Here is a 14190-nt window from a genome sequence, read left to right on the forward strand (position 1 = left end):
TTTAAGGAACCAGGATCAATGAGCTTCACCGTCGCCATAGTCGGGCGCCCCAATGTCGGCAAGTCCACGCTTTTCAACCGTCTCGTCGGAAAGAAGCTGGCGCTGGTGGACGATACGCCGGGTGTGACCCGCGACCGCCGCCCCGGCGAGGCGAAGCTCGTCGACCTGCGTTTCACCATCATCGATACCGCCGGTCTGGAGCAATCCGGGCCGGAAACGCTTCAGGGCCGCATGTGGGCGCAGACAGAAGCGGCAATCGACGATGCCGATGTGACGCTGTTTGTCGTGGACGCCAAGGCGGGTCTGACGCCGGCCGACGAGACGCTGGCCGAAATGCTGCGCCGTCGTGGCAAGCCGGTGGTGCTGGTGGCCAACAAGTCCGAAGCGCGCGGCTCGGATGCTGGTTTCTACGATGCCTTTACGCTCGGTCTTGGCGATCCTTGCCCGATCTCGGCCGAACACGGCCAGGGCATGATCGACCTGCGCGACGCCATCGTCGAGGCGATCGGTGAAGACGTGGCCTTCCCGCCTGAGGTGGACGAGGCGGAGACGGATATCGTTTTGCCGCGCGGCGAGCCGGGCAGCGAGGACGAGGAAGACGAGGAGCCGGTTTATGACGAGACCAAGCCGCTGCGCGTCGCCATTATCGGCCGGCCGAATGCGGGCAAGTCGACGCTGATCAACCGTTTCCTCGGTGAAGACCGCCTGTTGACCGGCCCGGAAGCCGGCATTACCCGCGACAGCATCTCAGTCGAATGGGACTGGCGCGGCCGTACCATCAAGATGTTTGACACGGCCGGCATGCGCCGCAAGGCCAAGGTGACGGAGAAGCTGGAAAAGCTCTCGGTGGCGGATTCGCTGCGCTCCATTCGTTTTGCGGAAACGGTCGTCATCGTCTTCGACAGCACCATCCCCTTCGAAAAGCAGGATTTGCAGCTGGTCGACCTCGTTATCCGCGAAGGCCGCGCCGCCGTGCTTGCCTTCAACAAATGGGATCTGGTGGAAGACCCGCAGGCCTATCTGGCCGATCTGCGCGAGAAGACCGAGCGGCTTCTGCCGCAGGCGCGCGGCATCCGCGCCGTGCCAATTTCCGGCCAGACGGGTTATGGTCTCGACCGGCTGATGCAGAACATCATCGATACCGACAAGGTCTGGAACCGCCGCATCTCCACCGCCCGCCTCAACCGCTGGCTGGATTCGCAGACGACCCAGCATCCGCCGCCGGCTGTTTCCGGCCGCCGCCTGAAGCTGAAATACATGACGCAGGTAAAGGCCCGCCCGCCGGCATTCATGATTTCCTGCACGCGGCCGGAAGCTATTCCGGAAAGCTATACGCGTTATCTGGTGAACGGTCTGCGCAAGGATTTCGACATGCAGGGCGTGCCGATCCGCGTGCACTATCGTGGGTCTGACAATCCGTTCGAGAGCAAGGCGAAGAAGCGGCGGTAATCGGTCGTCGTTTTTATGATGCACGACGCTGCGGCGTGTTTCTTCTCCCCGAGGGGGAGAAGGTGGCCCGAAGGGTCGGATGAGGGGGCAACCTCTCCGTATACTGTTGGCCTCGCCCCCTCATCCCGCTGCCGCGGACTTCTCCCCCTCGGGGAGAAGAAACAAGGTGCACCCGCTCGCTCCAATTTCACGGTTTTGAAGAGTAAAAGACCATGCTGATCAAGCAGACCGACTATCACCGGATTTACCGCGTCATCAACAGCCTGCTCATCAGCCAGAATGCCGATCCCGCCTCGGCCTCCATGTATTTCAGCACCTTCGGCGCCTTCATCCTGCAGCAGCATTACAAGGTGAAGGCGGTGCCGAAGGGCGGGCTTGCGGCCTATAATCTCGGCGGCACCGTGCTGCTATTCGCCGATCACCGTGAAGACGGTTATGTGACGGGCGCGGGCGAGAACTTCCACTGCTGGATCGAGGCGGATGGCTGGGCGATCGATTTCATGGCCCCGGCATTTTCGGAGGGTGCCAATGGGCTTTCCGTGCCGGCGAAAATGTTCCAGCGGCCGCTTGCCGCCATGGCGGCATCCATCAACGATCTCGGACAATCCGGCGATTTCTTCTATCGTTCCGAACCCGAAGCCACGGCAAGACGCTTCGCCGACTGGCACAGGCAGGCGATGATCGGCGATATGGCGAGCGTTGCCGCCAACTGGTTCCGCAAGTCGCCGAAACAGATGGCCGCCTCGCTTTCGGTAACGGATCGCGACGGCAAGGCGCGGACCGTGCCGCTTTCCGGCCAGATGCTTACCGGAGCATGGTGAAGGCGGGTTACGCCGCGCAGTGTCGATCCAAGGTTTTGTCAGCAAAAGGCCTTTTGATTTATAGGGGCAATGTTGCTACGCAGGCTGGGCTTCACCATCTCGCACTCACGCCGCCCGACAGTCTGGTGCTGGTTTTCCACGGGACGGTGGCCGTCATACCCAACAGCGCCCTGCCGATTGCTGCAAAGGACATCATCGAGAGGATCAATCACTGATGCGTAGCCCAACGGAAAGAGCTTCTTCCCTTGTCCTGAGGCGGTATCATCCGGAAACAGAGGACGGCCAGCGTGTTCTCGCGGCAGCCGCCTGACGTCAATCAGCAGCCCGACCCCGTTCTAAAGTTAACGGCAGTCGCGTCCTGATTGCCTTGTGACATTCCCGCTTCGTTTCGTCCACCGTTCCCGAACAGAATTTCGGGGATCGCCTTATGCAAGCTGAGAACGCGACAGCAGCGGCAGGGATTTTCCTGCCGCGTGAATGACATTGTCGAGGAACTGACGTGAGGCTTTTTCCCAGCTGTAGCTTCTGGAAAGCGCCAGCGCCTCCTGCGGCGAACAATGAAGCGCTGCGAGACAGGCATCGCGAAGATTATCGTCCAGCGCACCGGCTGCCGGGTTGCCGCCGAGAATATCGATCGGCCCGGTGACGGGGAAGGCCGCCACGGGCACGCCGCTTGCAAGCGCTTCCAGAATGGTGTTGCCGAACGTGTCGGTCTTGGAGGGGAAAACGAAGACATCGGCCTGCGCATAGGCATCGGCCAGCTCCTCACCGGTCTTGACGCCGGTGAACAAAACCTCCGGATATTTCTCCTGCAATTCATGGCGGGCAGGGCCGTCGCCGATGACGACCTTCGAACCCGGCAGGTCCAGTTCCAGAAATTCCGGCAGGTTCTTCTCCACCGCCACACGTCCCACCGTCATGAAAATCGGCCTCGGCAGATCGAAAGGCAGCTTTGCTTTCGGGCGGGGATGGAAAAGCTCGGCGTCGATGCCGCGGCTCCACCGCTTCAGGTTGCGCACGCCGCGCGCTTCCAGTTCGGTCTCAAGGCTCGGCGTTGCCACCATGCAGGTGTTGCCGCCATTGTGGAACCAGCGCACGAAGGCATAAAGCCAGCTTTCCGGCACAGGGAATCGCGCCGCCACATATTCGGGAAAGCGGGTGTGATAGCTGGTGGAAAAACGCATGCGGTTCTTCACGCACCAGCGCCGCGCCATGAAACCCAGCGGCCCTTCCGTTGCAATATGCACGAAGGAGGGCTGGCTTTTTTCGATCTCCGCCGCCACACGGCGATAACCGGCAACCGAAAGGCGGATTTCCGGATAGGTGGGGCAGGGGATGCTGTAAAAACTCTGCGGCGTGACCATGCGCACATCGACGCCGAGCCGAGCGAGTTCGGTATTGGTGTTTTCTATGGAGCGAACCACGCCGTTGACCTGCGGGTGCCAGGCATCTGTGACAATCGTGATTCTCGTCATGAAACACTGATCCTGCTCATCTGCGCGCGGGCGAATCCCCATTGCCCGGCTTCTGCCCGTATATGCGGCGTGCGTGTTACAGGATCATGTCAGGGTGTGTGACGACGGGGAAGCGTGGTTTGCGCGCAGAAGTTTGCGCGCTTCCCCGGTGCGACGGAGCCTTATCCCACCAGCGGCAGCAGCTCGGGGCTGATCAGCGCGCCGTGGTGACCGATGACGGTTGCCGCCGCCCTTGCCGCGAAGGTGGCCGCTTCCTCCGGCGAACTGCCGGTCACATAACGGGCGAGGAAAGCGCCGTTGAAGCTGTCGCCGGCGCTTGTCGTGTCCACCACGTCTACGGCCTTCACCGCCGGGGCGTGAGTGCGGCTGCCGCCGAAATCGAGCGTCGCGCCCTTGGCGCCGTCCTTCACGACGATGTTTTCGACGCCAAGCGAACGGTAGCGGTCGATGGTCGCTTCCACGGAGACATCGCCGAAATGGCTCGCCTCGTCATCGAAGCTCGGCATGACAAGCGCTGCGGCGCGTGCGCCGTTGGAGATGGTCTCAAGCATCGTATCCTTATCCGCCCACAGGCGCGGGCGGATGTTGGGGTCGAAGACCACCAGCTTACCCGCCGCCCTGGCGCGTCGCAGTTCGGCGAGGAACGTATCGACATCATGGGCGGAGGCGAGAATGGCGAGCGTGATGCCGGAGAAATAGACGACATCGGCGCTTTCCACCGTCCTGCGCAGGTGGTCCGCATCGGCGGCCAGCTGCCTTGCGGCGGCGGCGTTGCGCCAGTAACTGAAGGTGCGCTCGCCGTCCTTCAGGTTGATGAGGTAAAGGCCGGGCGTGCCGCCCTTGATGCGGCGGATTTTCTCCGTGCCGATGCCGGCATCGGCGATGAAGGTGAGCATGTCTTCAGAAAGAGGATCGTCGCCAAGCGCGGTGAAATAATCGACCGACCAGTCGCCCGGCAGGCAGGCCCGGGCATACCAGGCGGTATTGAACGTATCGCCGGCAAAGCCCTTGCGCAGCAGCCCGTTGCCGGCCTGCGACAGTTCCACCATGCATTCGCCAATCGACAGAAACCGTCCGCCCACGCCGTTATCCTCCCGTTTTTTCCAGCCATGCGGCTTACGACGAGTGCGCGCCTCTGACAAGGGCGGTTGTAGCCGTTTGTGCATGTGCGAAGTTCCGGTTTACGCGGAGGCAACGGCTTTATATTCTCTGGCAAGACGCCCACAGGAGATCGCCGATGACGCTGCCCTATGCCCCGGTCCACAAACCTCAAGCGCAATCGGACTGGTGGAAGGGAGCGGTGATCTATCAGGTCTATCCGCGCTCGTTTCAGGATACGACCGGCGACGGTTTCGGCGATCTTGCCGGGGTGACGAAACGCCTGCCCTATATCGCCTCGCTCGGTGTCGACGGCATCTGGCTCTCGCCCTTTTTCACCTCGCCCATGGCCGATATGGGCTATGACGTTTCCGATTATTGCAATGTCGATCCGATGTTCGGCACGCTTGCCGATTTCGACGCGCTGATGGCAGAGGCGCACCGGCTGGGGCTGAAGGTCATCATCGATCAGGTCATCTCGCACACGTCGGACCAGCATCCCTGGTTCGTGGACAGCCGGGCGAGCCGCACCAACAGCAAGGCCGACTGGTATGTCTGGGCCAACCCCAAGCCGGACGGCACGGCGCCGACAAACTGGCTTTCCGTGTTCGGCGGCCCAGCCTGGGAATGGGACGGCGTGCGCAAGCAATATTACATGCACAGCTTCCTCGCCTCGCAGCCGGATCTCAATTTCCATAATCCGGCTGTGCAGAATGCGCTTCTCGAAACCGTGCGTTTCTGGCTGGATCGCGGCGTGGACGGTTTCCGGCTCGATACCGTCAACCATTACTTCCATGACAAGCTTTTGCGCGACAACCCGCCGCTTTTCGACGAGGAGAGTTTCGGTCTCGATGCTTCCGACGTCAATCCCTATGGCATGCAGGACCATCTCTACGACAAGACGCGGCCGGAAAACGTGGCTTTCCTGAAGCGTTTTCGCGCGCTGCTCGACGAGTATGAGGGGCGCGCCACGGTGGGTGAGGTGGGAGACGGGGCGCGGTCGCTGAAGACGGTGGCGGCTTATACGTCCGGCAACGACAAGCTCAACATGTGCTACACTTTCGACCTGCTGGGTCCGGATTTCAGCGCGAAGCATCTGCGCGCCTCGGTCGAAACCTTCGGCAAGGTGGTGACGGATGGCTGGGTGTGCTGGGCTTTTTCCAACCACGATGTGGTGCGCCACCTCAGCCGTTTTTCCGAAAGTGTAGAGGAGCAGGTGCGGGTGGCGAAGCTTGCCATCTGCGTTCTCGCCAGCCTGCGCGGTTCCATATGTCTCTATCAGGGCGAGGAACTGGGTCTGACCGAGGCGGAACTCGCCTTCGAGGATCTGCGCGATCCCTACGGCATCCGCTTCTGGCCCGCCTTTAAGGGGCGCGACGGATGCCGCACGCCGATGGTGTGGGAGACCGGCAAGCCGAATGCCGGTTTTTCCAGCGCTCAAAAGCCATGGTTGCCGGTGCCCTATGTCCATGCCATGCAGGCTGTGGATGCGCAGGAGCGCAAGCCGGACTCGGTTTTGAACCATTACCGCGCCGTCTTGTCCTTCCGAAAAGGTCACGGCGCGCTGCGCGATGGCGACATGCATTTTATCAAGACCAATCTCGATGTGCTGGCCTTCACGCGCCAGAAGGGCGATGAAAAGCTGCTCTTCGTTTTCAACCTCACCCGTGAGGCGGTGGAATTCCCGATACCGAAGGCCATGCGGGTCACCGATATACTGCCGATGCCGGGTTTCGCACCGTTATTCGATGCGGGGATCGTGAAGCTCGAGGGGCTGGATGTGTTTTGCGGGGTCGTTGCATGAGCGGCCAATTTGCCATCGAGACGGCTGGCGAAGCATCGCTCGATGAGTGGTCGCTTCTGCGGCACCGTTTGTGGCCGGATGCTTCACCCGCCGAACACCGGGCGGAGTTGCAGGACGTCTCCGACAACGAGGTTGGATTTATCGCCTATGATCCGGCGGGCATGGCCATCGGTTTTGCCGAAGCCAGCCTGCGGCACGATTATGTCAACGGATGCGACACCTCGCCCGTGGCGTTTCTCGAAGGCGTTTATGTGGAGGAGGCCTTTCGCAAGCAGGGCGTTGCGGCGGCATTGATTGCCGAAGTAACCCGTTGGGCGACCAGCAAGGGTGTGAGCGAACTTGCTTCCGATGCCGATATTTCCAATATCGATTCACACCGCATGCATGCGGCGCTGGGATTTGAGGAAACGCAGCGGGTGGTTTATTTTCGCAAGTCTCTGCCTCCGGATTGAGGGTATGGGCACAGCAGAAGATGCAGCGATCTCTGCTGATTACGTATCCTGCTTCCCTCATTCCTGTGCTTGTCACAGGAATCTAGCCAGCCCAAGTCATTGGGCTGAAAAGACTCTCTCGCCGCGCAGACGCGCGTCGACTGGATTCCTGTGACAAGCACAGGAATGAGGAGGTCGGTGCGTCTTATGCGCATTTACCGTCTTCCGCCGAGGCATTTTCCGCCAATCAAATCAGCGCAAACCGGTCCACATCCACCATACCCATATCGGAAATCTTCAGATGCGGGATGACGGGCAGGGGCAGGAAGGCGACCTGCAGGAAGGGCTCTTCCAGCGTCGTGCCGAGTGCATAGGCTGCTTTTCTGAGCGTGTGCAGCGTATCGCGAACGGTCTCATAGGGTTCGAGGCTCATCAGCCCGGCGACGGGCAAAGCGATCTCGCCCGTCACCCTGCCGTCTTCCACCACCACGAAGCCGCCCTTGATTTCGCCGAGCCGGTTGGCGGCCAGCGCCATGTCGTCTTCGCTCACGCCGACGACACAGATATTGTGGCTGTCATGGCCGACGGTGGAGGCGATGGCGCCCTTTTTCAGGCCGAAGCCCTGAACGAAACCGTTGGCATGGTTGCCGTTCTTGCCGTGGCGTTCGATGACGGCGACCTTGATGATGTCGTTTTCAAGATCGACGGTGGTCTGGTTGCCATCCGTCGGCAGCCTGTAGCGGCGGTGCTCGGTAATGATCTTGCCGGGAAGCACGCCCATGATAGGGCTTTCGCCCTCCGTGACCGGCACGCCGAAATGCGAGGCGAGCACGGGTCTTGCCTTGACGCTGTCGAGGCCGACGGGTGCGACCGGTTTGCGCGTGGCAAAAAGGGCGTCATCGACGAGCCGGCCGCCGGAAAGCACCATACTCGCCTTGCAGTTCTGCAGGCTGTCGATGACCACAAGATCGGCCCGCCAGCCCGGTGCGACAAGGCCGCGGTCGCGCAGGCCAAAGGCTTTTGCGGCGGAAATGGAGGCGGCGCGGTAGATGGCGAGCGGTTCCACGTCGCTGGCGATCGCGGTGCGGATCATATAGTCGAGATGGCCCTGTTCGGCGATGTCGAGCGGGTTGCGATCGTCCGTGCAGAGGGCCAGATAGGGCGACAGGCGCTCGGTGATGATCGGCATCAGGGCGTGCAGGTCCTTTGAGACCGAGCCTTCGCGCACCAGAATATGCATGCCCTTGCGGATTTTCTCCAGCGCTTCAGTCGCGCTCGTGCATTCATGTTCGGTGCGGATGCCGGCGGCGAGATAGCCGTTCAAAGCCGTGCCGGAGAGAAGCGGTGCATGGCCGTCGATATGCTGGCCCTGAAAGGCCTCTAGCTTCGCCATACACACCGGATCCTTGTGGATGACGCCCGGAAAATTCATGAATTCGGCAAGTCCGATGACCTTCGGGTGCTCCCGGAACGGCAGCAGCTTTTCGATGGGCAGATCCGCGCCGGCGGTTTCCAGATGGGTGGCGGGCACGCAAGAGGAGAGCTGCACGCGGATGTCCATGATGGTTTCCATGGCACTGTCGAGGAAGAACCGAAGCCCCTCTACGCCCAGAACATTGGCGATCTCGTGCGGGTCGCAAATGGCCGTGGTAACGCCATAGGGCAAAACGCAGCGGTCGAATTCGTGCGGCGTCACCAGCGACGATTCGATATGGAGATGCGTATCGATGAAACCCGGAACGACGATCTTTCCGGAAATGTCGATTTCCTGTCGCCCCTTGTAGTTCTCGCAGGTGCCGACGATGGTGTCGCCACAGATGGCGATATCCGAAGCGACGAGTTCTCCGGTGACGAGGTCGAAGAAGCGTCCGCCCTTGAGAACCATGTCCGCCGGTTCACGGCCCGTACCCTGATCGATGCGCGTTTCAAGTCTGGAATTCATGCGGGTTTCTTCGGCTCCTGATTTGCGTCGTATGCGAGAATTTTCACTATTTACATTCTACGGTTGTTTCTCGGTCTATTCGGATTGATTCTTTGAGTTTTAAATATATCCAGAGTAAAAAATTTTCATATTTGTGTTATCTAATCTTCCGAGGTGCAAGTTTAGGCAGGGTTGGGAAGGCTGGACTTCACCTTTATAGTTTAGCCGGTTGCGCGCCGACATTTTTACGAATTACGGTTTCAGGTTATCATTCCCGGGAAGGAAAATAAAAGCATCTGATGCTCAAACGAATTTCCACCCAGCAACTGACGATTGGCATGTTTATCGAAGCGGTCGAAGGAACGCTTTCGAACCAGGGATTTTTAAAACGGCACCGCTTTCTTTTGCGGCACGAGGAATTAATGCGTCAATTGAAATCAAGCGGCGCCGAAAGCATCGTCATCAACACCGCCAGGGGATACGATACCGAAGGCAGCGCGCGTTCTGCGGCGGTTTCGCCGCAACCGGGCAATTGCCCGGAAACCGTCGCTGCCGTCACCCACGCCGTGCGCTCGGCCGCCGATACGATTGCCGAGACATTTGCTTCCGCAGAAGAGGGCGGCGTCGTTTCGCTGAAGGGCATGGCTGCGGCGGCGGGCAAGATTTCCGATGCCGTGCAGTCGAACCCGGCGATTTTCATCGGCGTCACCCGCCTGAAATCGAAAGACGAAACGACCTTCGTGCACTCGGTCTCCGTCAGCGGGCTGATGATCCTCTTCGGTAATTATCTCGGGCTCGACAGGGGAACGGTCAATCTGCTCGGCATCAGCGGGTTGCTGCATGATATCGGCAAGGTGGAAATTCCTTCATCGATCCTCAACAAGACGGAAGGGTTGAGCGCCAGCGAGCGGGAAATCATCAATCTCCATCCCGCATTCGGCCGGGATATATTGTCGCGCAATGTGCAGATGCCGGAGATGGTGCTCGATGTCTGCTTCAATCATCATGAGCGGATGGATGGCGGCGGTTATCCGAGCGGCCGTGCGGGCAGCCAGATCAGCCTCTATGCGCGTATCGCGGCGATTTGCGACGTCTATGACGCCATCACCTCGGTCAGGCCCTACAAGAAGCCGTGGACGGCGAATGAGGCGCTGACCTGGATGCTGCGGCGGGAAGGGCACTTCGACACGCAGCTGCTGAAGAAATTCGCGCTGTGCATTTCCGCCTCGCTGCCGAGGGGTTAGTTGCCCAAGATGATCGCCATGTTCAGGCTGTCGATGTAACGCCCGTCGATCAGAACGGCATCACGGCCCCGGCCTTCATGTACAAAACCGATCTTTTCATAAAGCGCGATTGCTCTGGCATTGTCGGCATGCACGCTCAGTTCCACACGGTGGAGCCCGCATTGACGGGCGGCATCGAGCGTCTGCCGCATCAGCCGTCCACCCAGCCCCTTGTCGCGATAGGCCGGCAGGATGCCCATGCCGAGGGTGCCGCGATGGGCATGGGTGGGCCTGCTCTCGCGGCGAATATCGCACCAGCCGACCACCTTGCCATCCGCAATCGCCACGAATTGCGGATGGTCGTTTTCGATCATGTCGAGAACGAAGGCGCGGACCGAATCGAGCGGCGGCGCCTCCAGGAAGCTCAGATATTTCCGCTCACGCGACACCGCATCGAGAGCACGGTGAAAGCTTTCAACGTGTTCCGCCCGGATGGGTTCGATGCTGATGGCGTCGGCAGCCACCATCATGCCGCCTTTGTCTTCGCCTTGCGGGTCAGATGCACCACGACGTTTTCGATCATGCGCATGCCGGCGTCCTGGCCGAGTGTCATGATCGATTCCGGGTGGAACTGAACGGCGGCCACCGGCTCCTTGGCGTGTTCGATGCCCATGATCGTGCCGTCCTCGCTTTCCGCGGTGATGATGAAATCACGCGGAAGGGTGGAGGGGTCGGCGAAGATCGAGTGGTAACGGCCGACGGTTACTTCCTTGCCGAGGCCGGAGAAGACGAGACCCGGCTCCAGCACGCGGATGCGTGAGGGCTTGCCGTGCATCGGCACCGCAAGCTGGCGAAGCTCGCCGCCATAGGCTTCCGCCAGCGCCTGAAGGCCGAGGCAAACGCCGAAGATCGGCAATTCGCGGGCGCGGGCGGCCTTGATGGTCGCCTTGCAGTCGAAATCCGTCGGGCTGCCCGGTCCGGGAGAGAGCACGACAAGATCGGGCTGGAAGCGATCGAACACCTCTGCCGCAACCGGCGTTCTGACGGTGGAGACGGTCGCGCCCGTCTGGCGGAAATAATTCGCCAGCGTGTGCACGAAGCTGTCTTCGTGGTCAACGAGCAGGATCTTCACACCGGTGCCCACCTTGGCGGCGTCGCGCTTGATGGAAGCGGCGTTGGTGGCTTTCGCATCGCGAATGGCGGCGATCATGGCGGATGCCTTCAGTTCGGTTTCGGCTTCTTCTTCCTGCGGATTGGAATCGTTGAGCAGCGTTGCACCCGCACGCACCTCGGCAATGCCGTCTTTGATGCGGATGGTGCGCAGCGTGAGCCCGGTATTCATGTCGCCATTGAAGCCGACCATGCCGATGGCGCCGCCATACCAGGCGCGCGGGCTCTTTTCATGGCCCTCGATAAAGCGCATGGCCCAGAGTTTCGGCGCACCGGTCACGGTGACGGCCCAGGCGTGGCTGAGGAAGCCGTCAAAGGCGTCCATATCGTCACGCAGGCGGCCTTCGATGTGGTCCACCGTGTGGATGAGGCGCGAATACATCTCGATCTGGCGGCGGCCGATGACCTTTACCGAACCCGGTTCGCAGACGCGGCTCTTGTCGTTGCGGTCCACATCCGAGCACATGGTGAGTTCGGATTCGTCCTTCTTCGAATTGAGCAGCTTCAGGATCTGCTCGCTATCGGCAATCGGATCGTCGCCGCGCTTGATGGTGCCGGAAATCGGGCAGGTCTCGATGCGGCGGCCGGAGACACGCACGAACATTTCCGGCGACGCGCCGACCAGATATTCCTGATGGCCGAGATTGATGAAGAAGGAGTAGGGGGACGGGTTGATCGCCTTCAGGCGGCGGGAAATCGCCGACGGATTGCTTTCGCAGCGTTCCATGAACTTCTGGCCGGGAACGACCTCGAACAGATCGCCGCGACGGAAGCTTTCCTTGGCCTTCACCACCAGTTCGGAATATTCACCGGGACGGTGATCGCCCTTGGGCGGGATCGTATCCGTGGTCTTGAAGGGATCGGGCGCGATGTCGGAGGACTTGCCGTCCGTCGTCACGCCGGCCTTTTCGAAGTCGTAGCGGTCGATCCAGGCCTTGGCGGAGTAATGGTCGACGACGAGGATTTCGTCCGGCAGAAACAGCACCATGTCGCGCTGGTCTTCCGGGCGCGCCAGCGACAGCTTGATCGCGTCGAACTGGAAGGCGAGATCGTAACCGAAGGCGCCGAACAGGCCGATGGCCGAATCCGCATTCGAATAAAAGAGGTCGACGATGGCGCGCAGCGCCGTGAAGACGGTCGGGATTTTCGAACGCTCTTCTTCGGTAAAGACGCGGTCCGGCTCGTTGACGGTGAGATCGAGACGGCGCGTGGTGGAGGCGCCAAGCGTGAGATCGGGCGTCGCCTTCAGCTTCTCGGTGATAAAGGAAAGCAGCACTTCGCCGCGACCATTATAGGCCTCGATCCACATTTTGCGGCCGAAACAGGAAATGCCGAGCGGCGGGTCGACGATGGCCGTATCCCAGCGGGTGTAACGGCCCGGATATTCGTAGTTGGACGAAAAAACCGCGCCGCGATGGGAATCGAGCTTTTCGATATAATTATCGATGGCGCTGGCGTAATCGGCGGGCCGACGCTTTCGGCTGACCTTGATGCCGCCTTTCGTCTCGTAGGTTTCCGCTCCGTCATCCTGAATGATCGTTACCATTTCTCTCATACTTCCCGTTGTTCAGGCCCGATGACAGGCGGCACAATAACAAAAAAGCCGCCTGAAAATTCGGGCGGCTTGGACTTTGTCTGAAGACATGACTGGTCAAGGCCGCGAAAAGCTGCCCCACCACCAGTTAGCAATGTTCTTAGACACGATGTTCATGGGAAAATTGTTAGCGCGCACGATCCGCCTTGGCAAGCGGATTTCGGTGAGGGAATGAACCTTACGGGCCGTGGCGGCGTTGCACTCCTGCCGAAACGGTCAGGAGTGCCCCGAAAAATGCTTCATCGCCTGTGTCTTCTGGTAACCACCCTCGCATTGATTTCCGCCTCTGAACCGCCGGCGCAGGTGCCGGTGCCGCAACCGAAACCGGGTGAGGGGCAATCCGCCACCCCCTCGGAAAAGTCATCCGACGAGCCGTCGCAAAGCCCGGTGGAAGCGCCGAAACCAGCCCCGAAACCGCAGGCCCCGGAAGAGCGGAAACCGGATGACGGCAAGACGCCGGCAGACAAGGGGTCCGATGACAGCAGGAAAGGCGTCGAAGGCAAGGCGGGGGAGGGCAAAGAGGATGGTGAACAACCGAAACCGGATGTTGACGCTGCAAAACCGGAAGAGAAGCCGCCGGAGCCGGTGAAACCGGAAGACCCGGCCGCGCTTCAGGCATGCCTTGGCGCGTTGAAGGATATCGGTGCGGAATTCAAACAGCTCGAACCGATCCGGGATGCGGAGCAGGGCTGCGGCATCGAAGCGCCTGTCGAGCTTTCCGTGGTTCTGCCCGGCATCAAGCTGGAACCATCGGGCACCATGCGCTGCGAAACCGCGCTCGCGCTTTCCCGCTGGACAAAGGAAATGATGCTGCCGGCTGCGGCTCTGGCTATGCCGGAGAGAAAGGTGACGGCCATCGCCAATGCCTCGACCTATATATGCCGCAACCGCAACAGCGCGGCAAACGGCAAGATTTCCGAACATGCCAAGGGCAATGCCGTCGATATTTCCACGATCGCTTTCGATAAGGGCGAGCCGCTGGTGATGAAGCCGCGCGGTGAGGACGGAACGCGGGAAGGCGCTTTCCAGCGCACGATTACCGCCGCCGCCTGCCTGTTCTTCCGCACGGTTCTTTCGCCCGGCAGCGACGCCACCCATCAGGACCACCTGCATCTCGACGTGCTGGAGCGAAAAGGCGGTTATCTCTATTGCCGCTGACAAAAAAGGGGCGACCCGAAAGCCGCCCCAACTGGAGATGATGTTT

General features: G+C 60.5%; 12 protein-coding genes. 7 read left to right on the top strand and 5 right to left on the bottom strand.

Annotated elements, in window-relative coordinates; translation table 11 throughout:
- Positions 1 to 18 precede the first annotated feature (18 nt).
- From der to ACQZ40_RS10210, 3 genes are all read left to right on the top strand, one after another.
- Entirely contained in the window at positions 19 to 1449 is a 1431-nt protein-coding gene (der, locus tag ACQZ40_RS10200; protein ID WP_448747882.1) for a ribosome biogenesis GTPase Der, read from the top strand.
- A 212-nt stretch (positions 1450 to 1661) separates the two neighbouring features.
- Positions 1662 to 2270, top strand: coding sequence for a DUF2026 domain-containing protein (locus ACQZ40_RS10205; RefSeq protein ID WP_448747883.1), 609 nt, complete (start codon positions 1662 to 1664; stop codon positions 2268 to 2270).
- On the top strand, positions 2264 to 2485 hold the full coding sequence (locus ACQZ40_RS10210; RefSeq protein WP_448747884.1) for a hypothetical protein: 222 nt from the start codon (positions 2264 to 2266) through the stop codon (positions 2483 to 2485). The genes ACQZ40_RS10205 and ACQZ40_RS10210 overlap by 7 nt, the downstream gene beginning before the upstream one ends.
- Positions 2486 to 2695: 210 nt before the next feature.
- Here the strand turns inward: ACQZ40_RS10210 and ACQZ40_RS10215 are convergent, their stop codons facing one another.
- Together ACQZ40_RS10215 and ACQZ40_RS10220 are read right to left on the bottom strand one after the other, a co-directional pair.
- Complete coding sequence (locus tag ACQZ40_RS10215; RefSeq protein ID WP_125146612.1) at positions 2696 to 3745, bottom strand: bifunctional monoglucosyl/glucuronosyl diacylglycerol synthase; 1050 nt, start codon at positions 3743 to 3745, stop codon at positions 2696 to 2698.
- A gap of 161 nt (positions 3746 to 3906) precedes the next feature.
- On the bottom strand, positions 3907 to 4827 hold the full coding sequence (locus ACQZ40_RS10220) for a sugar kinase (RefSeq protein WP_161987925.1): 921 nt from the start codon (positions 4825 to 4827) through the stop codon (positions 3907 to 3909).
- 155 nt (positions 4828 to 4982) lie between these two features.
- Between ACQZ40_RS10220 and bglA the strand changes: the two genes are divergently transcribed.
- Positions 4983 to 6647 (top strand): beta-galactosidase BglA, encoded by a 1665-nt coding sequence (gene bglA / locus ACQZ40_RS10225; RefSeq protein WP_448747885.1) that lies wholly within the window; start codon positions 4983 to 4985, stop codon positions 6645 to 6647.
- Positions 6644 to 7099 (top strand): aminoglycoside 6'-N-acetyltransferase, encoded by a 456-nt coding sequence (gene aac(6') / locus ACQZ40_RS10230; RefSeq protein WP_448747886.1) that lies wholly within the window; start codon positions 6644 to 6646, stop codon positions 7097 to 7099. Before bglA ends, aac(6') begins: the two co-directional genes overlap by 4 nt.
- Before the next feature lie 226 nt (positions 7100 to 7325).
- On the opposite strand, the gene ade is transcribed toward aac(6'), so the two are convergent.
- Positions 7326 to 9020 (bottom strand): adenine deaminase, encoded by a 1695-nt coding sequence (gene ade / locus ACQZ40_RS10235; protein WP_448747887.1) that lies wholly within the window; start codon positions 9018 to 9020, stop codon positions 7326 to 7328.
- Between the two features lie 278 nt (positions 9021 to 9298).
- Here ade and ACQZ40_RS10240 point away from each other — a divergent pair, with 278 nt between their 5' ends.
- Positions 9299 to 10243 carry an HD-GYP domain-containing protein gene (locus ACQZ40_RS10240; protein ID WP_448747888.1) on the top strand — a complete coding sequence of 315 codons (945 nt, stop codon included), beginning with the start codon at positions 9299 to 9301 and terminating at the stop codon, positions 10241 to 10243.
- Here ACQZ40_RS10240 and ACQZ40_RS10245 read toward each other — a convergent pair.
- Both ACQZ40_RS10245 and ACQZ40_RS10250 read right to left on the bottom strand, forming a co-directional pair.
- Entirely contained in the window at positions 10240 to 10752 is a 513-nt protein-coding gene (locus ACQZ40_RS10245; protein ID WP_448747889.1) for an N-acetyltransferase family protein, read from the bottom strand. The genes ACQZ40_RS10240 and ACQZ40_RS10245 overlap by 4 nt on opposite strands.
- Positions 10749 to 12938 carry an anthranilate synthase gene (locus tag ACQZ40_RS10250; protein WP_448747890.1) on the bottom strand — a complete coding sequence of 730 codons (2190 nt, stop codon included), beginning with the start codon at positions 12936 to 12938 and terminating at the stop codon, positions 10749 to 10751. Before ACQZ40_RS10250 ends, ACQZ40_RS10245 begins: the two co-directional genes overlap by 4 nt.
- 282 nt (positions 12939 to 13220) lie before the next feature.
- Between ACQZ40_RS10250 and ACQZ40_RS10255 the strand changes: the two genes are divergently transcribed.
- Complete coding sequence (locus ACQZ40_RS10255) at positions 13221 to 14144, top strand: extensin-like domain-containing protein (RefSeq protein ID WP_448747891.1); 924 nt, start codon at positions 13221 to 13223, stop codon at positions 14142 to 14144.
- Positions 14145 to 14190: the final 46 nt, after the last annotated feature.

This window comes from Agrobacterium sp. 16-172Ci, assembly GCF_053522725.1.